This window comes from Agrobacterium sp. ST15.13.015 (genome assembly GCF_027871645.1).
Taxonomy (GTDB): domain Bacteria; phylum Pseudomonadota; class Alphaproteobacteria; order Rhizobiales; family Rhizobiaceae; genus Agrobacterium; species Agrobacterium leguminum.
This window is the reverse complement of sequence record NZ_JAQAHF010000001.1, coordinates 204965-226768: the sequence shown is the minus strand read 5'-3', so window position 1 is coordinate 226768 and position 21804 is coordinate 204965. Positions and strand designations below refer to the sequence as shown.

At 59.6% G+C, this 21804-nt stretch carries 24 protein-coding genes; 19 read left to right on the top strand and 5 right to left on the bottom strand.

The genetic code is table 11. The annotated features are described in order from the left end of the window. Window positions 1-44: 44 nt before the first annotated feature. Window positions 45-851: an undecaprenyl-diphosphate phosphatase gene (locus tag PIB16_RS01120; RefSeq protein WP_065654605.1), complete on the bottom strand. Its 807-nt coding sequence runs from the start codon at window positions 849-851 to the stop codon at window positions 45-47. Between the two features lie 159 nt (window positions 852-1010). Here PIB16_RS01120 and PIB16_RS01115 point away from each other — a divergent pair, with 159 nt between their 5' ends. From PIB16_RS01115 to guaA, 13 genes are all read left to right on the top strand, one after another. Further along, complete coding sequence (locus tag PIB16_RS01115; protein WP_003520121.1) at window positions 1011-1703, top strand: glutathione S-transferase family protein; 693 nt, start codon at window positions 1011-1013, stop codon at window positions 1701-1703. 130 nt (window positions 1704-1833) lie between these two features. Then, complete coding sequence (gene queG / locus PIB16_RS01110; RefSeq protein ID WP_271044967.1) at window positions 1834-2985, top strand: tRNA epoxyqueuosine(34) reductase QueG; 1152 nt, start codon at window positions 1834-1836, stop codon at window positions 2983-2985. 3 nt (window positions 2986-2988) lie between these two features. Beyond that, the gene (locus PIB16_RS01105) at window positions 2989-3861 is read left to right on the top strand and encodes an SDR family oxidoreductase (protein ID WP_271044836.1); all 873 of its coding nucleotides are present in this window, start codon (window positions 2989-2991) and stop codon (window positions 3859-3861) included. 427 nt (window positions 3862-4288) lie between these two features. After that, window positions 4289-4657, top strand: coding sequence for a septal ring lytic transglycosylase RlpA family protein (locus tag PIB16_RS01100; RefSeq protein ID WP_059759243.1), 369 nt, complete (start codon window positions 4289-4291; stop codon window positions 4655-4657). A gap of 61 nt (window positions 4658-4718) precedes the next feature. After that, entirely contained in the window at window positions 4719-6008 is a 1290-nt protein-coding gene (locus tag PIB16_RS01095; RefSeq protein WP_271044835.1) for an RsmB/NOP family class I SAM-dependent RNA methyltransferase, read from the top strand. Between the two features lie 155 nt (window positions 6009-6163). After that, on the top strand, window positions 6164-7441 hold the full coding sequence (locus PIB16_RS01090; protein WP_020812392.1) for an imelysin family protein: 1278 nt from the start codon (window positions 6164-6166) through the stop codon (window positions 7439-7441). Window positions 7442-7498: 57 nt separating this feature from the next. Continuing rightward, on the top strand, window positions 7499-9022 hold the full coding sequence (locus PIB16_RS01085; RefSeq protein ID WP_271044834.1) for a di-heme oxidoreductase family protein: 1524 nt from the start codon (window positions 7499-7501) through the stop codon (window positions 9020-9022). Beyond that, window positions 9022-10143, top strand: coding sequence for an imelysin family protein (locus PIB16_RS01080; RefSeq protein WP_271044833.1), 1122 nt, complete (start codon window positions 9022-9024; stop codon window positions 10141-10143). Before PIB16_RS01085 ends, PIB16_RS01080 begins: the two co-directional genes overlap by 1 nt. 4 nt (window positions 10144-10147) lie before the next feature. Next, complete coding sequence (locus tag PIB16_RS01075) at window positions 10148-11242, top strand: DUF1513 domain-containing protein (RefSeq protein WP_174035483.1); 1095 nt, start codon at window positions 10148-10150, stop codon at window positions 11240-11242. Between the two features lie 51 nt (window positions 11243-11293). Then, window positions 11294-11746 carry a TspO/MBR family protein gene (locus PIB16_RS01070; protein ID WP_271044832.1) on the top strand — a complete coding sequence of 151 codons (453 nt, stop codon included), beginning with the start codon at window positions 11294-11296 and terminating at the stop codon, window positions 11744-11746. A gap of 78 nt (window positions 11747-11824) precedes the next feature. Beyond that, window positions 11825-12274 (top strand): PaaI family thioesterase, encoded by a 450-nt coding sequence (locus PIB16_RS01065; protein WP_003520131.1) that lies wholly within the window; start codon window positions 11825-11827, stop codon window positions 12272-12274. Beyond that, complete coding sequence (locus tag PIB16_RS01060) at window positions 12271-12909, top strand: 5'-methylthioadenosine/S-adenosylhomocysteine nucleosidase (protein ID WP_078051370.1); 639 nt, start codon at window positions 12271-12273, stop codon at window positions 12907-12909. The genes PIB16_RS01065 and PIB16_RS01060 overlap by 4 nt, the downstream gene beginning before the upstream one ends. An 83-nt stretch (window positions 12910-12992) precedes the next feature. Next, on the top strand, window positions 12993-14570 hold the full coding sequence (guaA, locus tag PIB16_RS01055; protein ID WP_271044831.1) for a glutamine-hydrolyzing GMP synthase: 1578 nt from the start codon (window positions 12993-12995) through the stop codon (window positions 14568-14570). Between the two features lie 39 nt (window positions 14571-14609). On the opposite strand, the gene PIB16_RS01050 is transcribed toward guaA, so the two are convergent. Both PIB16_RS01050 and PIB16_RS01045 read right to left on the bottom strand, forming a co-directional pair. Beyond that, complete coding sequence (locus PIB16_RS01050; protein ID WP_065654663.1) at window positions 14610-15098, bottom strand: hypothetical protein; 489 nt, start codon at window positions 15096-15098, stop codon at window positions 14610-14612. A 143-nt stretch (window positions 15099-15241) separates the two neighbouring features. Continuing rightward, complete coding sequence (locus PIB16_RS01045) at window positions 15242-15820, bottom strand: TetR/AcrR family transcriptional regulator (RefSeq protein WP_271044830.1); 579 nt, start codon at window positions 15818-15820, stop codon at window positions 15242-15244. A gap of 189 nt (window positions 15821-16009) precedes the next feature. Here PIB16_RS01045 and PIB16_RS01040 point away from each other — a divergent pair, with 189 nt between their 5' ends. After that, the gene (locus PIB16_RS01040; RefSeq protein ID WP_080855833.1) at window positions 16010-16726 is read left to right on the top strand and encodes a 2'-5' RNA ligase family protein; all 717 of its coding nucleotides are present in this window, start codon (window positions 16010-16012) and stop codon (window positions 16724-16726) included. 194 nt (window positions 16727-16920) lie between these two features. Here PIB16_RS01040 and PIB16_RS01035 read toward each other — a convergent pair whose 3' ends face one another. Further along, window positions 16921-17088: a hypothetical protein gene (locus PIB16_RS01035; protein WP_003503889.1), complete on the bottom strand. Its 168-nt coding sequence runs from the start codon at window positions 17086-17088 to the stop codon at window positions 16921-16923. Between the two features lie 237 nt (window positions 17089-17325). On the opposite strand from PIB16_RS01035, the gene PIB16_RS01030 reads away from it, so the two are divergent. The 3 genes from PIB16_RS01030 (at window position 17326) to PIB16_RS01020 (ending at window position 19489) form a co-directional block, all read left to right on the top strand. Beyond that, window positions 17326-17673 (top strand): ArsC family reductase, encoded by a 348-nt coding sequence (locus PIB16_RS01030; protein ID WP_003520139.1) that lies wholly within the window; start codon window positions 17326-17328, stop codon window positions 17671-17673. Window positions 17674-17685: 12 nt separating this feature from the next. Further along, entirely contained in the window at window positions 17686-18162 is a 477-nt protein-coding gene (gene ybaK / locus PIB16_RS01025) for a Cys-tRNA(Pro) deacylase (RefSeq protein ID WP_020812408.1), read from the top strand. 88 nt (window positions 18163-18250) lie between these two features. Then, window positions 18251-19489, top strand: coding sequence for an aminopeptidase (locus tag PIB16_RS01020; protein WP_003520141.1), 1239 nt, complete (start codon window positions 18251-18253; stop codon window positions 19487-19489). Between the two features lie 6 nt (window positions 19490-19495). On the opposite strand, the gene pecM is transcribed toward PIB16_RS01020, so the two are convergent. Further along, window positions 19496-20359 carry a 4-hydroxybenzaldehyde efflux transporter PecM gene (pecM, locus tag PIB16_RS01015; RefSeq protein WP_271044829.1) on the bottom strand — a complete coding sequence of 288 codons (864 nt, stop codon included), beginning with the start codon at window positions 20357-20359 and terminating at the stop codon, window positions 19496-19498. Between the two features lie 81 nt (window positions 20360-20440). Here pecM and PIB16_RS01010 point away from each other — a divergent pair, with 81 nt between their 5' ends. After that, window positions 20441-20941 (top strand): MarR family winged helix-turn-helix transcriptional regulator, encoded by a 501-nt coding sequence (locus PIB16_RS01010; RefSeq protein ID WP_162936740.1) that lies wholly within the window; start codon window positions 20441-20443, stop codon window positions 20939-20941. Window positions 20942-21048: 107 nt separating this feature from the next. Next, on the top strand, window positions 21049-21756 hold the full coding sequence (locus PIB16_RS01005; protein WP_271044828.1) for a FadR/GntR family transcriptional regulator: 708 nt from the start codon (window positions 21049-21051) through the stop codon (window positions 21754-21756). Window positions 21757-21804 lie beyond the last annotated feature (48 nt).

Here is a 21804-nt window from a genome sequence, read left to right as displayed (position 1 = left end):
TTTCTGTTCGTTCGTCGCGAACGGAGATTATTCCCGCCCCTGGTTCAACCCAGAACCAGAAGTGCCACCAGTCCCAGCGAACCGATGGCGATGCGCCACCAGGCGAAGGGTGCAAAGCCCCGCCGCGATACGAAATCCAGCAGGGAGCGAACGACGAAGAGGCCGGAGACGAAAGCGGCGATGAAACCGACGGCGATCAGCGCACCGTCATCGAAGCTCAGCGCATCGCGGTTCTTGTAAAGATCGAGCGTGAAAGCACCGAGCATGGTCGGCATCGCCAGGAAGAACGAAAATTCGGCGGCGGAGCGCTTGTCCGTTCCCATCAGCAGCGACCCGACGATTGTGGCGCCGGACCGCGACGTGCCGGGAATCATCGCAAGGCATTGGAAGAGGCCGATCTTGAAGGCAAGCGACGGCGGATAATCCATGATGTCGGTATATTTCGGCTTCAGCGGCATGCGGTCGACGCCGAGCAGAATGACGCCGCCGATGATCAGCACCACGCAGATGAGCATCGGCGTTTCAAACAGCACGGTCTTGATGAAGTCATGCGCCAAAGCGCCGATTATCGCCGCCGGCAGGAAAGCGAGAGCGACGGCCAGCACGAAACGGCGCGCTTTCGCGCTTGTCGGCAGAGCGAGCGCAATCGACACAAGCTTTTGAAAATAAACAAGAAGGATCGCAAGGATCGCGCCGAGCTGAATAAGAACGGCAAAGGTGTTGCCGGGTGATTTGAAGCCGAGGAAATGCCCGGCCAGCAGCACGTGCGCCGTTGAGGAGACGGGAATGAACTCCGTCAGACCCTCGATAATGCCCAGCAGAAGCGCGCTGATGATCGATTGGTCACCCATGAGGTATCCTTCTTTTCAGGGGGAAAGTGGCAATGGAAGGCAATTGCGTTAAACTTGTTTTAAAGTAGCCAAGCTCTTATAGCGTCTTGATGAAGCGAAACTGAAAAAGTTTTTCGGCAAATGCCGATCATGACAACCAATCGTAAAAATTGAGTACCGATGCCAACTCTCTATCACTCTCCGATGTCGACCGCATCCCGGTTCGTTCGTCTGATCCTCGCGGAATACGGGTTCCAGACCGATCTCGTGGAGGAGCAGCCGTGGGAAAGACGGCGGGAGTTTCTGGCGCTCAATCCGGCCGGCACCCTGCCGGTCTATCTGGATGACAATATGCGCTCGCTGAGCGGGCCCTATGTGCTTGCGGAATTTCTTGACGAAACGCATGGGGTTCTGAAGCGCGACCGTCGGCTTCTCGCCGAAGACCCGTTTCAGCGTGCGGAAATCCGCCGGCTGACGGAATGGTTTCTGCAGAAGATGGAAAACGACGTGACCCGGCCGCTGGTGCGGGAAAGGGTCTATAAATTGCAGATGACGGCGGCGCAGGGTGGCGGACCGCCGGATTCAAAGCTGCTGCGCACCGCCCGCAACAACATTCGCCAGCACATCAAATATCTGGAATGGTTGGCCGGCTCGCGCACCTGGCTCGCCGGCGACCGGTTGAGCTATGCCGATCTTGCCGCGGCTGCCGCGGTCTCGGTGCTGGATTATCTCGGTGAGATCAACTGGCTCGAAGCGCCGATTGCCAAGGAATGGTATCAGCGGGTGAAATCCCGTCCTTCCTTCCGGCCGTTCCTCAGCGAACGCATTCCGCGCCTTGCCCCTTCCTCCCACTACGCCGATCTGGACTTCTGAGGTCTGGCCTCCCGGTTATTTGCTGTGGCCTGCGGTTTTATCTAAAGCATGTCGTTGTCCCGAAACCGCTGCACACTTTCGGGCGACATGCATTATATATGCCGCAGAATAACCCGCAGGAGAGACGACCATCGACGTCGCGAGCGAAAAGCAGCGAATACGCGCGCGTAAACTGACGGACTTCGTTCGTCAGGAAGCGCTTTCGCTTGGCTTCGATCTGTGTCGCATCACCGCGCCGGACAGCATTCCGCTCGCGCCCGAACGGCTGAGACAGTTTCTCGACAAGGGCTATCACGGTACGATGGCGTGGATGGAGGAAACCGAGGCCCGCCGGTCAGAGCCGAAAACGCTCTGGGGAGACGTGCGCTCCATCGTCATGTTCGGGCTGAACTACGGTCCCGAGGAAGACCCACGCGACCTGCTTTCCAAACCCGACAAGGCTGCCATTTCGGTCTATGCCCGCAATCGCGATTATCACGACATCATCAAGGGGCGGCTGAAGGAAATCGCCACCCGTTTTGCCGCGCGTGCCGGCGAGGATGTGAAAGTCTTTGTCGATACCGCACCCGTAATGGAAAAACCGCTTGCCGCCGCCGCCGGTCTCGGCTGGCAGGGCAAGCATACCAATCTCGTCAGCCGCACCCATGGTTCGTGGCTGTTTCTCGGCAGCATGTTTACCACGGCCGAACTCTGTCTTGATGAGGCCGAGAGGGACCATTGCGGCTCCTGCCGCGCCTGTCTCGATGCCTGTCCGACGGCCGCTTTCCCCGCGCCCTATCAACTGGATGCGCGCCGCTGCATCTCCTATCTCACCATCGAGCACAAGGGGCCGATCCCGCACGAATTCCGGCCGATGATTGGCAATCGCATCTATGGCTGCGACGACTGCCTTGCCGCCTGTCCGTGGAACAAGTTCGCAGCGAGCGCCTCCGAGATGAAATTGCAGGCGCGCGAGGATCTGAAGGAACCCTCCATCGCCTTCCTGCTCACGCTCGATGACGGCGCCTTTCGCAGTTTCTTCAGCGGCTCACCCGTCAAGCGCATCGGCCGCAATCGCTTCATCCGCAACGTGCTGATCGCGGCGGGTAACTCCGCAGACCGGCAATTCGTGGAGCAATGCAAGACGCTTGCCGAAACCGACCCTTCGCCCGAAGTACGCGGCATGGCCGCGTGGGCTTTGTCACGGCTTATGGACAGGGACGAATTCCGTACATACTCTGCCGGTCGCGCGCCGGAGCCTGATCCGGAGGCGGACATGGAATGGCAACTGGCAGGGGCGTGACGCATGCATGTGATGATTTTCGGCGCGGGATATTCGGGAAAAGCCATCGCTAACGCGCTGAAAACCGAAGCAGCAAGCGTTTCCGGCACCACACGCAGCCAGGACAAGTTCCCAAACCTCACCGCCGCAGGCATGACGCCGTTGCTTTTCGACGGCGTTCAACTCAATGACGAACTCGTCGCCGCAATGGGCAACATCACGCATCTCGTACAATCCGTCGCGCCGGGCAAGGATGGCGATCCGCTGCTTGCGCTTCTGGACGGCGATCTGAAAAAGCTCATGCCCAATCTGAAATGGGTCGCTTATCTTTCCACAGTCGGCGTTTATGGCGACCATGGCGGCGCCTGGGTGGACGAGACAACGCCCTGCCGCCCGGTCTCCGCGCGATCCGTGGAACGGGTGACTGCGGAAACCGCCTGGACCGCGGCAGCGGAAAAGGCGGATGTGCCGCTTGCCATCCTGCGCCTTTCCGGAATTTATGGCCCCGGACGCAATGCCTTCATGAATTTCGAGAAGGGAACGGCGCGGCGGCTGGTGAAGAAGGACCAGGTGTTCAATCGCATCCGGGTCGAGGATATCGGTGCCGCACTTGCCTTTCTGGCACGGAAAAACGAACGCGGCATCTTCAACGTGACCGACGACGAGCCCTGCCCGCCGCAGGATGTGGTGAGTTTTGCAGCAGCGCTGATGGGGGTGGAATCGCCACCCGAGCAGGCCTTCGAGACCGCCGATCTGACGCCGATGGCGCGCTCTTTTTATGGCGAGAACAAGCGCGTTTCCAACGCCAGAATACGCAATATCGGCTTTGATTTCCGCTTTCCCGAGTACAGGTTGTCCCTGAGACAATTGTGGGAAAACGGCCTCTGGCGGGGCTGAAAATTCCCTCTCGAAAAGCGATGAAAAATCCTTCCAATCCCGCTTTTGCGGATGGTTTTCGTCTTATTTCAGCCAATTAGGATTTTATTAACCATCCAAAAATCACTAAAATCGTAATCATTAGAAAAATATTTCACTCACATTTCGTGAACTGGATTCACGAAGCCGTGACCCGCAACAGCATTTCCGTTATCCATTGATTCTGCGTTATTTTTTCCAGCTTTTGGCCGGGACGCCCTGCCGACAGCTTTCCGGCTAACGATCACGAATATTACAGACTGTAACAGTTCGTGATTTGAGGTCAGCTTTTTTTCGCCATTTTTCCCTCGCCCTACAATCTCGCATCAAAAGGCGTTCAGGCCAGTTCATGGCCGTTTAGCAAGGGCACAATCAATCGGCGCGGGGCCGATTTTCAGGGAAGCACAGTTTGTTGAATATCCGTCGTATAACTTTCACCGCTGCAACTATCGCCGCCTGTTCCATCATTGCGCCTCTTCAGGCGAATGCGGCAAATGGTTGTGGAGGCGCATCGTGGTATGCGTTGACCTCCAAGACTGCTTCGGGCGAGCGCATGAACGCCGCCAACCTGACCGCCGCCCACCGCTCGCTGCGGTTCGGCACCAAGGTCAAGGTGACCAATGCGCGCAATGGCAAGGCCGTTGTGGTGCGCATCAATGACCGTGGGCCGTTCATCAAGGGCCGCGTTCTCGATCTTTCCAAGGCAGCCGCCAAGAACATCGGCATGATCAACTCCGGCACCGCCAAGGTCTGCTACGAGGTCGTCAAGGCCGATTGAGCCTTGCCCTCGCCGCCATTCGCGTCTACCAACCGGGCTTAGCACAAGAACGAGGTAGACAATGCGTTTAGGCGGGCGTTTGGCCGGAGCAATCGAAGTATTGGCGGATATTGAGGGACGCAGGCGTCCCGTCGCCGATGCTCTGAAAGATTGGGGCCTTGCCCATCGTTTCGCCGGCTCCGGCGACAGGGCTGCAATCGGCAACATCGTCTATGACGCGCTGCGCATGAAACTGTCGCACGCCTGGCTGATGGATGACGACAGCGCTGCCTCGCTGGGTTATGCCGTGCTGCTGCGCCAATGGGGAAAGAGCTTTTCGGACCTTTCGGCGGAATTCGACGGCGACAAATTCGCCCCCGCCGCACCGGATGAACAAAGGCAGCAGGCCTTTCTGTCCCGTTCCCTCAGCGATGCACCGGCCCATATTCAGGGCGACATACCCGAATGGGTGCAATCCTCCTTCGAAACCGCCTTTAGCGATCGCTGGCTCGCCGAGGCGCAGGCCCTGAACGAGCGGCCCACGCTTGATCTGCGCGCCAACACCTTGAAAGCGACGCGTGACAAGGTGCTGAAGGCTCTGGAGGAAAGCGGCGCGGAAGCCACGCATATCGCCCGACAGGGCTTGCGCATTCCCGCCGGCGAAGGTCCTTCCCGCCTGCCGAACGTTACCGCCGAACTTTCCTTCCAGAAGGGCTGGTTCGAAGTACAGGACGAAGGCTCCCAGATCGTTGCCGATCTTGCCGGCGCGCATGAAGGCGAACAGATCCTCGATTATTGCGCCGGCGGCGGCGGCAAGACGCTGGCCATGGCGGCCAGCATGAACAATAAGGGCCAGGTCCACGCCTTCGACGCCGACCGCAAGCGCCTTGCGCCGATCATCGAACGGCTGAAGCGGGCTGGCACGCGAAATGTGCAGGTGCACGACCGCGCCTCCGGCCTTACGCCGTTTCAGGAGAAGTTCGACCGCGTTCTGGTCGACGCGCCCTGCACCGGCACCGGGACATGGCGCCGCCGGCCCGACACCAAATGGCGGCTGACGGCCCGCAATCTGGAAGAGCGCGTACAGCAGCAGGGCGAGGCGCTCTCACAGGCCAAAGGCTTCGTACGCCCGGGCGGCGAGCTGCTTTATGTCACCTGTTCGGTGCTTCCCGAAGAAAACGAACAGCAGGTAAGGCGCTTCTGCGCGGAAAATCCGGAATTTTCCATCGGCTCCGCACTGGAACGCTGGCAGACGACTTTCGGCGGCAACGCAAATAAACCGCATTCTTCCGACGGCAAGACAGTGACGCTGACGCCTGCAACCACAGATACGGATGGCTTCTTCTTCTGCTTGATGAAACGCAAAGCATAACGCTGTCTTTGCAAGCACTGATTTTACTTGGAAAATAGCACCAGGTCTTGTTTCAAAGCATTCTAAACTAGAATGTTTGACACAAGTTTGTGATTGGGTCAGAACTCGCTTGCCGCGGCGCGAAGTCATTTCGCGCCTGCCGAAGGAGAGGGATCATGATCCGCAAAACCATTCTCAGCGCTTCTTTTGCGCTTCTTGCCGCTTCTGCGGCTTTCACCGCGCTTCCCGCCCGGGCCGCTACAGACGCGGCCGCCGTCGTCAAGCATTATGCCGATGTCGCGCATGCGAAATATGAGGATTCGCTGACCACGGCGAAGGCGCTGGACAAGGCCATCGATGCGCTGATCGCAACGCCGAGCGAAGAAACCCTGAAGGCCGCCCGGGAAGCATGGATCAAGGCCCGCGTTCCCTATCAGCAGTCGGAAGTCTATCGTTTCGGCAACCCAATCGTCGACGATTGGGAAGGCAAGGTGAATGCATGGCCACTGGATGAAGGCCTGATCGACTATGTCGACGGTTCTTATGGCACGGAAAGCGACGAGAACGAGCTTTACGTTGCCAACATCATCGCCAATCCGAAGATCAAGATCAGCGGTGAAGAGGTCGACGCCTCCAAGATCACCCCCGAGCTGATCGAAAGCCTGCACGAGGCGGGCGACGTCGAAGCCAATGTGACGACCGGCTACCACGCCATCGAATTCCTGCTCTGGGGTCAGGATCTGAACGGCACCGGACCGGGCGCAGGCAACCGCCCCTACACCGATTACGACAAGGCGAAATGCACGAACGGCAATTGCGACCGCCGCGCCGATTACCTGAAATCCGCCTCGACCCTGCTGATCAAGGATCTTCAGGAGATGGTGGATGCCTGGGCGCCGGAAGGCGAAGCCACGAAAACGGTGGAAGCCGATCCGAAAGCGGGCCTGACCGCCATTCTCACCGGCATGGGTTCGCTTTCCTATGGCGAGCTGGCGGGGGAACGCATGAAACTCGGCCTTCTGCTGCATGATCCGGAAGAGGAGCATGATTGCTTCTCAGACAACACCTACAATTCGCATCTTTACGACGCGATCGGCATCGCCTCGGCCTATACCGGCGACTATACCCGCGTGGACGGAACGAAGATGACGGGCGCCTCGCTCTCGGAACTGGTCGGCGCCAAAGACAAGGCGCTGAACGACGAGATGCTGGCGAAGCTGAACAAGACGCTCGACGCCATGCATGCCATGGAAAAGCGCGCGCAGACCGTCGAGGCCTATGACCAGATGATTGGCGAAGGCAACAAGGAAGGCAACGCCGTGGTTCAGACGGCCATCGACGGCCTTCTCGACCAGACGAAGACCGTCGAACGCGTCATCGCGGCGCTCGATCTCGGCAAGATCGAGCTCGAAGGCTCCGACAGCCTCGACAATCCGAACGCCGTCTTCAAATAAGCGGTAAAACGGGCCGCAGATCGCTGCGGCCCGTTACTTTTCACCGCTCTTATTGTCATGCGATTTTTGCTGCCACCGATCCGCAAGCCATTCTTCTTCGCCGGGGCAGCCTGCCTTGTGGCGTCGATGGCGCTTGCCGAACCGCTGCGCAACGATCTGACGGAGAAAGATCGAAGCCGCGTGCTGGCCGTGACTGCGCCAACGGCAGATTTTACCGGGCCGGAAGCTTTCGAAGCCATGTCCGGTGGAGCGACGACCAGCACCAGCAAGGCCGACAGCAGCGCGTTCTCCCATCCTTCCGCCACCATGCCGCTCGAACGGAAGCAGGATTTCAAGCTCGGCAACGCACTGTTCCAGAAGCTCTGGGTCTCCTCTCCGTCCTCCACACAGGCCTCGGACGGGCTCGGGCCGCTCTTCAACGCCCGATCCTGCCAGACCTGCCATGTGAAGGATGGCAGGGGTCGACCGCCTCTTGCCGGAGAAGACGCCGTCTCGCTGTTTCTGCGGCTGGCGCGACCAGCCCGTGATGAAGCCGAACGACAGGCCATTGCCAGCCACCAGACCTTAAATTTTCCCGATAATACCTATGGCCGGCAGCTTCAGAACCTGGCCATTCCCGGCCTCGCCGCCGAAGGCAAGCCGGTCATCACCTATACGGAAGAGCCGGTTCAGCTGGCGGATGGTGAGGTGGTGATGCTGCGCAAGCCCAGCTATGCCGTGGAGAACCTGCAATATGGTCCGCTTGGCGCCGACACGACGCTTTCGGCGCGCATTGCCATGCCCACCCTCGGTCTTGGCCTGATCGAGGCCATTGCCGAGGCCGATATTCTGGCCAGGGCCGACCCGGACGACAACAATGGCGACGGCATTGCCGGGCGTCCCGCATGGGTCAAAGACCATCGGACCGGCGAGGTGAAACTCGGGCGGTTTGGCTGGAAAGCGCAGAATGCGAGCGTGCGAGACCAGAGCGCCAGCGCCTTCTCCCACGATATCGGCATTTCCTCACCGGATGCGCCGAATGCCTATGGCGACTGTACCGGTGTCCAGAAGGACTGTCTTGCCATGCCGACCGGCGTGCAGCTGAGGCTCGGGCCGGTGGAGGCGCCTGATCCGGTTCTCGATCTCGTGACCTTCTACACCGAAAACCTCGCCGTGCCGCGACGCCGCAACGTCGATGATCCGACGGTTCTGCGGGGAAAGCAGCTTTTCTACGCCTCCGGCTGTACGGCCTGCCACACCCCGAAATTCGTCACACGCCGCGACACCGCCGACCCCATGCATTCTTTCCAGCTGATCTGGCCCTATTCCGATTTTCTGCTGCATGACATGGGCGAAGGACTTGCCGATGGCCAGCAGGTGGGCGAAGCCAGCGGACGGCAGTGGCGAACCCAGCCGCTCTGGGGCATAGGCCTGACGCAAAAGGTCAATGGCAACGGTTTTTACCTGCATGACGGGCGGGCGCGCAGCCTGACGGAAGCGATATTGTGGCACGGCGGCGAAGGGCAAAAAGCGCGCGACGCCTTTGCCGCCTTGCAAAAATCCGACCGGCAGGCTTTGCTGGCCTTTCTGGAGTCCCTTTGATGAAAAATGCCATGCGAAAAATTTCCGGCGTCATGTCCGTGCTGCTGCTTCTGACCACGCCGCCGGCAAGGGCGCAGGATGTGGAGCTGATGCCGCCGCCGCCGCTCGACCCGGTTCAGGTGCGGGGCGTGATGGAAAAGGCGGTGAACGGCTTCATCCGTCCCGGCTATGACCGCTTCCGGCAGTCGGCGGAGACGCTGGAAGGCCGCATGAAAGCTTTCTGCACCGCTCCCTCCGAAACGACCGCAGCGGCGGCCAAGGCGGCCTTTGTCGATACGGTGTCAAGCTGGTCGACCATCGAGATCGTGCGTGTCGGCCCTGTCATCGAGAAGGACCGTTTCGAACGCGTGCTTTATTATCCCGACAAGAAGGGTCTCGGGCTGAAGCAGGTGCAGCGTTATCTCACCGAAAAGGATGAAAGCGTCACGAGTGCGGATGGCCTGAGCGGCAAGAGCGTTGCGGCGCAGGGGCTCGGCGCTCTTGAGTTCGTGCTTTACGGAACCGGAGCGGAAGAGTTGCTCGACAGGAAGGGTGATTTCCGCTGCCGCTATGGCGCCGCTATCGCCGGCAATATCGCCAATGTGGCAACGGAACTTTCTGACAGCTGGAATGCGACTGACGGCGCGCAGAAAAACTGGACGCAGCCCGGAGCGGACAACCCCGTCTTTCGTGACGAGCGCGAGGCGCTGGTCGCCCTGCTCGGCATTCTTGTCCATGGCTCCGAAGCCATTCGCGACCAGCGGATCGAAACCTTCTACAAGGGACCGGACAAGGCAAGATTTCCCCGCACCGCCATTTATTGGCGCTCCGGCCTGACATGGCAGAGCATTGCCACCAATATCAAGGCGGTTCAGACCCTGCTGCACACGGCGGATATGGTCGAACTCGTACCGCCCGATCAGCGCTCCATCGTCAACTCCATCGATTTCATCGCCAAATCGATGATCCGCGTTGCCGGGACCATCAATACGGATGTGCAAAAGGCGCTGGATCAGGACGATCAGCGCGCCAAGGTGGATTATCTGCTGCTCAATGGCAAAGACCTGATCTACCGCTTGAACGATCAATATGGCGGCGCGATCGGCCTCAGCTCCGGCTTCTCCTTCGCCGATGGGGACTGAGCCGATGATCTCCGGCACCAAACGGATGCTGATAGATCGCCGCAGCTTCATCAAAGCGGCGGGAGTTCCCTTCCTCGCCGCGCTGGCTCCCCGTTCACTTTATGCGCTGGAGCGGACGGACGCGGTCTTTGCCTCCGCCTTCCGCGCCCGTGACGGGTCCTACGGCATTGCGACGGTAAGCGAACGCGGCGAGATCATCGACCGCGTCGCGCTTCCTGCCCGCGCCCATGGAATGGCGACGAGCCATGCAACCGGCATGACCGTGGCGTTTGCGCGCCGGCCCGGCACCTTTTTCATGGCCTTCGACCCCGCGCGACGCGGCGAACCGATCGTGATGCACACGCCGGAAAACCGCCACTTCTACGGCCACGGGCAATTCTCCCCTAACGGGGCAATCCTCTATGCCAGCGAAAACGACTTCGACGGCAATCGCGGCGTTATCGGGCTCTATGACGCCCGCAACGGCTTTACCCGCATCGGCGAATATGATGCACAAGGCATCGGCACACATGACATGACGGTGAGCGATGACGGGCGGCTGATCGTGATCGCCAATGGCGGCATCGAAACCCATCCGGATTTCGGCCGAACCAAGCTCAATATCGACAATATGCAGCCGTCCCTCGTGCTTCTGGATGCGGCGACCGGGCAAGTGATCCAGAAACAAGCCATGCCGGCGCATCTGCGGCAGCTTTCCACCCGCCATGTCGATCTCGGCGATGACGGGCGTATCTGGTTCGCCTGCCAATATGAGGGACCGCGCAACGATCTCCCGCCGCTTGTCGGCCATTTCTCCAGGGGCGAAGCTCTCACCTTCGTCGATTTGCCGGAAGAAACGACGGTGCGCCTTGCCAATTATGTCGGGGCCATTGCCGTCAACCGGCGCGATGGGCTGGTGGGCCTGACATCGCCCAACGGCAACGCCGCCGTGACGCTGGATGCGAAAACCGGGCGCGTCGTTTCAGAGACGACCGTGCGGGAAGCGGCAGGCGTCGCGCCCGCCGCGAGAGGCATTGCGGTTTCTTCCTATGACGGATTTTTCGAGACCCGGCGCAGCGACGTGGCGTGGGATCAGCACATCGTGCGTCTGTCCAGCTAAAATACTGAAAAGACAGGGGAACAAAAGCACGGCCGGCGCATTTGACGGATCATGAGAAACCTTGCCGTCTATGTCGTTTTTGTGGTTGCTGTTGTTGCCGTGGGGGCGCTGATCGGCGTCAACAATGTGCCCGGCGAATGGTATCAATCGCTGCAGAAGCCTTTCTTCAATCCGCCCAACTGGATTTTCGGGCCCGTCTGGACCGCGCTTTACGTGCTGATCGGCATTGCCGGCGCACGGACATGGATCCGCAAGCCGACGGGAACGCGCATGCGGCTGTGGTTCACGCAGATGGTGCTGAACTTCCTGTGGTCTCCGATTTTTTTCGGAATGCAAAGCCCGGCGGGGGCGCTCGTCATCATCGTTCCGATGCTGATCTGCATCGTCGCCTTTATGGCGCTCACCTACCGTCGTGACCGCATATCCATGTGGCTTTTCGTGCCCTATGCCGTATGGGTCGCCTTTGCCACGGTGCTGAATGCAAGCATCGGCATGTTGAACTAAATCCCCGCACCGCCCTTGCCTTGCCTGCCGCCACGCGCCATGTCAGTTTGCGATGAGGCAGAAGCAGGCAGGTAGGCCATGGAGATCACGGATCCCGGCGATTTTCGTCAGCGGATAGAAAGAAGCTTTGCGCGGCAGGGCGTGGTGCAGGCGATTAACGCCGAGATCAGCCGTATCGAACACCGGCTGGTGGAAATCGAACTCCCCTTTCATGAAAAGCTGACGCAGCAGCACGGCATATTGCATGCCGGCGTCATCGCCGCCGGTCTGGATACCGCCTGCACCTATGCCGCTTATACGATCATCGAGCCGGAAGCCTCGCTGCTGACCATCGAGTTCAAGGTCAACCTCATGTCGCCCGGGCGCGGCGAGCGGTTCCTGTTTCGCGGCGAGATCATCAAGCCAGGGAACAACCTGATCGTCGCCGATGGCCGCGCCTATGCGCTGTCCGACGGACCGGCGAAGCTGATCGCCTCCATGACGGGCACGATGATGGTGGTGAAGGGTCGCGAGGATATTACCGGATGAGCTACCGGCTTTTGCATGTCGCGGATAAATCCGTCCTCTTTGTCATGGCCGCTTCCCCCGAATACGGTCCCCATCTTCAGGCACGCATTGCGCCGCTCATGACCGGTATCGGCCCGGTCGAGGCGGCGATTGCCGTCACGGCCGTTCTTGCCGGTCTCGATGCGGCCGATCACCTGCCGGACCTCGTCGTTTCGCTCGGTTCCGCCGGTTCGCGGACGCTGGAGCAAACCGGCATCTATCAGGCGATTTCGGTTTCCTATCGCGACATGGACGCCTCAGCCTTCGGTTTCGAAAAGGGCTGCACGCCCCTGCTCGATCTGCCCGCCGAAGTGGCCTTGCCTTTTCGAATACCTGAAATTGCCGAGGCCCGGCTTTCCACGGGCGCCAATGTCGTTTCGGGTGAGGCCTACGGGCTGATCGACGCCGATATGGTGGAAATGGAAACCTTCGCGGTTTTAAGAGCCTGCCAGCGCTTCGGCGTACCGCTCGTCAGTCTGCGCGGCATTTCCGATGGCAAGGTGGATGTGAACCATGTGGACGACTGGACGGAGTACCTGCACATCATCGATGAAAAGCTGGCGGATGCCGTCCACCGGCTTTGCCGCGCCATCGAGGACAGCGTGATTGCCCTTTAGAACCTTGCGATTTTCGTAAATTTCCGCTGTTTGACACCCGCTTCCGGGTTGCCTAAAGCCGCCATTTTCTTTAAAGGCTCGCCATGACCCAGATAGCCCATCCCGACAGCATTCTCATCATCGATTTCGGCAGCCAGGTGACGCAGCTGATTGCGCGCCGCATCCGCGAAGCCGGGGTCTATTGCGAAATCCATCCGTTTCAGAATGCCGCAGAGGCGTTCGAGAAGCTTCAGCCCAAGGGCGTGATCTTCTCCGGCGGCCCCGCATCTGTCACGGCGGAAGGAAGCCCGCGCGCACCGCAGGCGGTGTTCGACAGCAAGGTTCCGATCCTCGGCATCTGCTACGGCCAGCAAACGCTCTGCACGCAGCTCGGCGGTGTGGTCGAAGGTGGCCATGCGGCGGAATTCGGCCGCGCCGATATCGACATCAAGAAGGCAAGCCCGCTGTTCGACGGCTTCTGGGAACAGGGCAAGAGCTATCCGGTCTGGATGAGCCATGGCGACCGCGTGACGAAGCTACCGGAAGGTTTCGAGGTCATCGCAACCTCTGAGAACGCACCTTTCGCCATCGCCGCGGACGAGACGCGCCACTATTACTCCACCATGTTCCACCCGGAAGTGGTGCATACGCCTGACGGCGGCAAGCTGCTCTCCAACTTCGTGCACAAGATCGTCGGGCTCAAATCCGACTGGACGATGGCGGCCTATCGCGCGGAAATGATCCGCAAGATCCGCGAGCAGGTCGGCACCGGCCGCGTGCTCTGCGCGCTTTCCGGCGGCGTCGACTCCTCGGTTGCGGCCATCCTCATCCATGAGGCGATCGGCGACCAGCTCACCTGCGTTTACGTCGATCACGGCCTGATGCGGCTTGGCGAAAGCGAGCAGGTCGTCGGCATGTTCCGCGACCATTACAATATTCCTCTGGTGCATGTGGATGCCGCCGACCTGTTCCTCGGCGAACTGTCGGGCGTTTCCGATCCGGAAGTGAAGCGCAAGACCATCGGCCGCCTGTTCATCGAGGTCTTCGAGGCCGAAGCGGCCAAGATTGCTGCCGATGGCAAGGGTGCACCGAATTTCCTGGCGCAGGGCACGCTTTACCCTGACGTCATCGAAAGCGTCTCCTTCTCCGGCGGCCCCTCGGTCACCATCAAGAGCCACCACAATGTCGGCGGCCTTCCCGAGCGGATGAACATGCAGCTCGTTGAGCCGCTGCGCGAACTCTTCAAGGATGAAGTGCGTGCGCTTGGCCGTGAACTCGGCCTGCCGGACAGCTTCATCGGCCGCCACCCCTTCCCCGGCCCGGGCCTGGCAATCCGCTGCCCCGGTGCGATTACCCGTGAGAAGCTCGATATTCTGCGCAAGGCGGATGCGATCTATCTCGATGAAATCCGCAAGGCCGGTCTCTACGACACCATCTGGCAGGCTTTCGCCGTGCTGCTGCCGGTGCAGACCGTGGGCGTCATGGGCGATTACCGCACCTATGACTTCGTCTGCGCGCTTCGCGCCGTGACCTCGGTGGATGGCATGACGGCGGATTTCTATCCCTACGACATGAATTTCCTTGGCCGCGCGGCAACCCGCATCATCAACGAAGTGCGCGGCATCAATCGCGTCGTCTATGACGTGACGAGCAAGCCGCCCGGCACGATCGAGTGGGAATAAGGACTATACTCGACAGGTCCTATAAAGATGGCGCCGCGACTAGTTCGCGGCGTTTCTGTTTTGCCGTGCGAGATAGATGATCTGGGCGGTCAGGCCAACCACGAGGATCGCCAGCAACCCTGCCTGAGCGCCGAGAAGCAGCGGCGATTTCAGGTCCGTAACCAGAGGGTGACCGTCTGGAACACGACGCAGGATTTCGCTCACCGTCGGGACCATCAAAAGAAACGCACTGATGCTGAGACAGATGGTTTCGATATATCTGGCCATGCGCGTTGAACCCAGAACGCCTTCGATGCCGTAACCTGCGAGCAGGAACAGGATGGTCAGGACGCCAACGCCGTAACTGATCGGCTGATGCGCCACGAGGAAGACCGTCGCAGCGCCAATGAGCATGGAGACAAGATAAAGAGTGCCTGGCGCTGATCGGGGAACGATTCGGCCGTGGCGGGCAAACATGTAAATGGCGGCGGGAATGGCCGGCAGGCTTCCAAGCGTATGGATCCAGCCGAGCGGAGAAATTCCGAACATGAGAGATTGCCTTTCTCGTCCAAAAGGACGTGGTGGTCCGGGAAGCAGTCCGTCATCGACAAATCTGCCAGCTTACTACGGTCTATTTTTTCGGTGGCGTGCCGCTCGGGTCATGCATCGAGCTCCCTCGCGAAACTGCGATTTCAAGCGGTCATGCGCTCCAGCATGGGGCGGGTTATTGCGCCAAAAGTCGTCGCATCACCATGGGCACGGGCGGAAAGCATCGCGCCATGCACGGTAGCCATGAAGATTTCAGCATTGGCTCTGGCGGTTCCGTTCAGCGCGAGGCGCCCCTGGGCAACGCCACGTTCCAGAACGGCGGTGAGCCAGTCGGAGAGACTTCGAAAATGCGTGCGCACTTCAAGAGCGACTGTTTCAGGAAGAACCGGAATTTCACTGGCGAGCAGAGCGCAGACGCAGAAGGGGTGAGTGGCCTCGGCGATACAGCCCTCCCAATAGCCGATATAGGCGCGGAGCTGTTCGAGCGGGTCGGAAATGTTTTGCTCCAGTTCGGCGATACCCGCTTCCGCCTCCTGCCTGTATTGCGCAACGAGTTTTTGGACCAGATCGGACTTGCTGGGAAAGTGATGGTGAATGCTCGCATTGCGAATGCCGACCACGGCGGAAACGTCGGCATAGCTGAAACTGTTGTAGCCGCCCTTTATGATCAGGGAGCGTGCGCAACGGAGGATTTCATCGGCTTTGGTCTGTGGATTTTTCATGAGAGCTGCCTACCAATTAGTAGGTAGAATGTCAATATCAGGCGGTTTTAACCTGCGGCTGCGAAAAGGCGCTCCCGGCTATTTCCCGGCATCGGGTAAGCACCCAAGGCTTTTGTTCTCTTTTTGTTCTTTTAATTATTGCCGCTGGTGATAATATCCCGGCCCAGGCAAAGGCCGTGGAGCATCGCTATGGGTTTTGGGTTGGCAAATGAAGGAGGTTTAAGGCAGCTTTTCTTCGAAGGATGGGAGCCGGAGAAAATACGGCGTTTCAATCCGCGATTTAGCAGCAAGCTCTTGATCACGGTGAAACCGCCGGCCGCCCTGGCGGAACGAATTTTTGCCGATGCGGCGCGCCATGCCGCAGGGCGGACGAAGCGTGAGGCCTATCCGCCGGAGCTTCTGCACATAACCCTGCTCTGTATCGGAGGTTTCGAGACCGTGCCTCACGGGCTAGTAGAAAGGCTGAAGGCAGCGCTGGGGGAGATCAAGGCTCGGCCCGTTCCGATCACATTCGATGGAACATCGCTTTTCGGCAATCGCAACAGTCTGGCGCTACACAGCAGCCGCGAGATGCAGGAACTTAGGGCTCTGGCGAAAATGGTGCAGCGCGCCCTGCGGCGGGCAAACCTGCCCTATGTCGCCGCATCGTCGTTTACGCCACATCTCACCGTTATCTACGGCTGCGGGAAAATTGAGTTGATGCCGGCTGACAAACCCTATAGCTGGCTTGCGGGGAGCTTCGAACTCGTTTTCAGCCACAATGGCGAAACACGGCATGAACTGCTCGGGCGCTTCGCACTCTCGCCGAAAGCGGAGCGTTATGAACGGCCTGAAAGCCAGCTCCATTTGCCGGAAAAAGTGATCGGACCTTCGAAACGGCCGACACAAAGGGCGTCGGTGCGATAACATGCACCTGAAGCGGCGTAGCGCTCTGATACCGACAATTTTTCCGCACTCTCCATGGGGAACTATGCGGAGCCTTCTTGTGCGAATCCGGCGCTTTTTTTGCGCCAGCCGCATATCCGCCGCGCCAGCCGAAAACCGATCCGGTTATCGAACGCAAGCGAGGCGATATCGCCTCGCAACGGATGATGACCAGCTTAGAGCTGTACCTTGTCGAAAGCCTTGCCGTCGATGCCGAGGGCTTCGAGATCGGCGCGGGCGGGCTTACGATGTGCGCGAACAGCGGCCGAAACCGAGAGCGCTGCACCGAGAACGGCGAAAGTTTCACCGAAGAAGTTACGCGATGTCTTTGCAACCTGACGCATTTTTCTCTCCATCTTTGATGCCCAGATAATGGGCATTTCCGGCCCGTTCTACAACTCATGATGCAGCAGGGAAGCCATGCAGCTTTGCTCGCGCTCGTTTGGATATCAGCCATTGCGATTTTGCATGGCTTAAGCGGCAGGACCGGGTATATGCGCAGGGCACTTCAGGAGGCGGGTTGAATAAGACGGATATTTTGTTATGCCGGAAGTGCTTTTAGAGACGACGAGGCAGATGGCATGACGGTCACGATTTACGGCATCAAGAACTGCGACACGATGAAGAAGGCCAGAAGCTGGCTGGAAGCCAACGGTGTCGACTATTCTTTCCATGACTATAAGGCGGCCGGCATCGACCGTGCTCATCTGGAAACATGGTGCGATGCCGCGGGCTGGGAAACGGTTCTCAACCGCGCCGGCACGACCTTCAAGAAACTCGATGACGGCCAGAAGGCCGATCTCACCCGTGAGAAGGCCATCGGGCTGATGCTGGAACAGCCCTCCATGATCAAGCGTCCCGTGCTGGAAGCGAAGGGCAGGATAACCGTCGGCTTCAAGCCTGAAACCTACCAGACCCTTTTTGCGTGAACGCAGCCCGCCATGTCCAAAACAACCCGTGCCACCCAAATGCTGACCAAGGCCGGCGTTGCCTTCACCACCGTCACCTATGATTACGACCCGAATGCCGACCGCATCGGCCTGCAGGCGGCCGAGGCGATCGGTGAACCACCGCATCTGGTGCTGAAAACGCTGATGGCGGAGCTGGATGGCAAGCCGGTCTGCGTCGTCGTCCCTTCGGATCGCGAGGTCAGCATGAAGAAGCTAGCCGCCGCCTTCGGAGGCAAATCCGCCAGCATGATGAAGCCTGCCGATGCGGAGCGCGCCACCGGTTATCATGTCGGTGGCATCAGCCCTTTCGGGCAGAAGAAACAGGTGCCAACGGCCATTGAGGCCGGGGCCATGGCGCATGATTATGTCTACATGAATGGCGGACAACGCGGCCTGCAGGTTAGGCTTTCGCCCCGCGATGCCCAAAGCGCACTGAAGGCGATTGCCGCGCCGCTGGTCGCCGATTGAAGCGCGGGATGCGCCCCTGAAAGCATTTGGCTTTCGGAAGGAATGGGCTATGGTCGGCGCCTCCTATTGAAATAGACGAAGGCAGATCATGACCGTTTCCCCCATCGATCCCGTCAAACTCGAAAAACTGGCCGAAGTCGCAGTCAAGGTCGGCCTGCAATTGCAGAAGGATCAGGATCTGGTGATTACCGCACCGCTGGCGGCCCTGCCGCTGGTGCGATTTTTGACCAAACACGCCTATATGGCGGGTGGCGGACTGGTCACCACCTTCTATTCCGACGAAGAAACCACGCTTGCCCGCTATCGCCACGCCAGCGACGCCAATTTCGACCGGGCTTCCGGCTGGCTTTATGAAGGCATGGCGAAGGCCTATGCCAATGGCGCGGCGCGGCTGGCGATTGCCGGCGACAATCCCATGCTGCTGGCCGAACAGGACCCCGCCAAGGTAGCCCGCGCCAACAAGGCCAACTCCACGGCCTACAAGCCGGCGCTGGAGAAGATTTCCAATTTCGACATCAACTGGAACATCATCTCCTATCCGAACCCCTCCTGGGCAAAGCAGGTCTTCCCCGGTCTCGCGGAAGACGAAGCGGTCCGCAAGCTCGCGGACGCCATCTTCGCCGCGTCGCGGGTGGATCTGGCCGATCCGGTCGCGGCCTGGGCCGAACACAATGCCAATCTCGCCAAACGTTCGGCATGGCTGAACGGCGAGCGTTTCTCTGCGCTGCATTTCACCGGCCCCGGCACGGATGTGAAGATCGGCCTCGCCGACGGCCATGAATGGCATGGCGGCGCCTCCACCGCCAAGAATGGCGTGACCTGCAACCCGAATATCCCGACGGAAGAAGTCTTCACCACCCCGCATGCGCTGCGTGTCGACGGTTACGTCTCCAGCACCAAGCCGCTATCGCATCAAGGAACGCTGATTGACGACATCCAGGTGAAGTTCGAAGCCGGCCGCATCGTCGAAGCCAAGGCTTCGAAGGGCGAAGCGGTGCTGAACAAGGTGCTCGACACCGACGAGGGCGCGCGGCGTCTCGGCGAAGTGGCGCTGGTGCCGCATTCCTCGCCGATCTCTGCAAGCGGCATCCTGTTCTACAATACGCTGTTCGATGAAAACGCCTCCTGCCACATTGCGCTCGGCCAATGCTATTCGAAATGCTTCCTCGACGGCGCTTCGCTGTCGCAGGATGAAATCAAGGCGCAGGGCGGCAACTCGAGCCTGATCCACATCGACTGGATGATCGGTTCCGACAAGGTGGATATTGACGGTGTGAAGCCGGACGGCTCCACGGTTCCGGTGATGCGCAAGGGCGAATGGGCCTGACGACACCTATCTCGGCAACTGGCTGCGCTGACTGAGCCAGATGCTGAAAAGCACCGCAACGAAACCGGCGATCTGCGCTGGCGTAAGGCTTTGGCCGAGCGCCAGCCAGCCGAGCAGGGTTGCAACGACCGGGCTTAGAAAACCGAGCGATGCAGCCGCGGAAGGTTCGATGCGGGCAAGCCCGCGAAACCATAGAAAATAGGTCAGGGCAGCACCGACAAGTCCCAGATAGGCCACGCCAAGAATATTGGCCGCTGTCGGCGTCGGCAGGGCCGGTTCCAGGAAATAGGCGACCGGCAGCAACAGAAGGCCGCCCGCCGTCAATTGCCAGGCGGTGAATGTGAGGTTCGACACCGGCGGCCGCCACTTACGGGTCAGCACCGTTCCAAAAGCCATGGAGACGGCACCGGCAAGACCTGCCGCCACACCGATACCATCCAGCGCAGCGCCCGGCGCCAGAACCAGAAGCGCGACGCCGACAATGCCCAGAAAACCGGCCGCGATAGCAAGCGGCCGGACGGGTGCGGCGAGAAACAGCCGGGAAAGGCCAATCACGATCAGGGGCTGGACTGCACCCACCGTTGCCGCCACGCCGCCCGGCAGCCGATAGGCCGACACAAAAAGCATCGCCCAGAAGAACGAGAAATTCAGCGCTCCGAGAATGAAGCTGCGCGACCACCAGATACCGTGCGGCAGCTTTCTTACGAAAAGCAGCAAAAGCACGCCGGCCGGCAATGCGCGCAGCATCGCGACATGAAAAGGATAGCCGTGCGGCAAAAATTCGGTCGTCACGAAATAGGTGGTTCCCCAGATGGCCGGGGCAAGGGCGGTCATCAGCACATCGGCGGCATAGGTCGTATTTTTCTTCATTTCAAGAATCTCTATATCAAGATAAATGCAATCTAGCCGATTTTATCTTGACGTCAAGACATCAATTGTTATGCCTTGGTGATGAGCAAAGAACCGTTGGACCATGTCGATCACATTCTGGCGCAATGGCGCAGGGAGCGGCCCGATCTCGATGTCGGTCCCATGGGGCTGCTAGGGCGCCTGAACCGGCTCGCCACCCATCTCGGCCGGGAGGTGGAGGCGGTGCTGCTGAAGCACGGGCTTTCCTCTTCCGCTTTCGATGTGCTGGCGACATTGCGGCGCTCCGGCTCGCCCTACAGGCTCTCCCCCGGCGATCTTTTGGCCATGACGATGGTGAGTTCCGGCACCATGACCAACCGGATCGACCAGCTCGAGAAAGCCGGGCTGGTGGAGCGTATCCATAACCCAAACGACCGGCGCAGCGTCCTGATATCGTTGACGGAGCGGGGGTTTGCCATTGTCGAGGAAGCGGCAGGCGCTCACGTCGAAAACCAGCACCGCCTGGTCGCCGGTCTCAGCGAAGAAGAGCGCGTGACGCTGAACCGGCTGCTGAAACGGTTTTTGCGGGATTTCGAAGAATAGGCTTTTCGGCCCAACAAACACACAATGGCTCCGTGATGGCGCTTGTTTCGCTCCAAAAAATCTTGTAAGCAATTTTCCATAAACCTGTACTACAGGTTGGAGGAAAAATGTTAACTGCCATTTCGCATGAATCCGGTCTCGTCAGCAGCACGATCGGCGCTATCACCCGCCATATCCGCGAAAACGAACTTGCACCGGGAGCGAAGCTCCCCAGCGAGCTTTCGCTCTCGCAGCAGCTCGGTGTCTCCCGTACCGTCGTTCGGGAAGCTTTCCGTTCTCTGTCGGCCATGCGGCTGATCGACGTGAGCGCCGGCAAGCGCGCGACGGTGGCGACGCTGGATCACGGTGCAATGTCATTGATGTTCGAACATGGCGTTCACACCGAGCAGATCAACATCCAGCAGATCTACGATGTGCGCCGCACGATCGAAGTCAGAACCGTGACGCTCGCGGCACTGAGGCGCACGGATGCGGAAGCGCTGACCATTCTCGACCATGCCAACAATATGGAGCGGGATTTCGGCGACAACGACAAGGTCATGGAACACGACCTTGCTTTTCACATCGCCGTTGCCAGGGCCTCCAAGAACCCGGTTTTCGAACTCATTCTCGGCGCTTTCCAGAACGTGACGCGCCAGACATGGCCGATCGGCTGGAAAAGCCGCACATCCGATGCGCAGCGCCATGCCGCAAGCGAGCTTCACATCGCCATCGGACAGGCCATTGCCGCCGGCGATCCGCAAACGGCTTCAACACTGATGGCGCGGCATTTCGATGAAAGCGTGCACGCGCTTCTGGCAGCCGGCATCGCCTGATTTTTCAAACACGGTTCCAGACGGAACACGACCTGCCTCTGAAGGAGG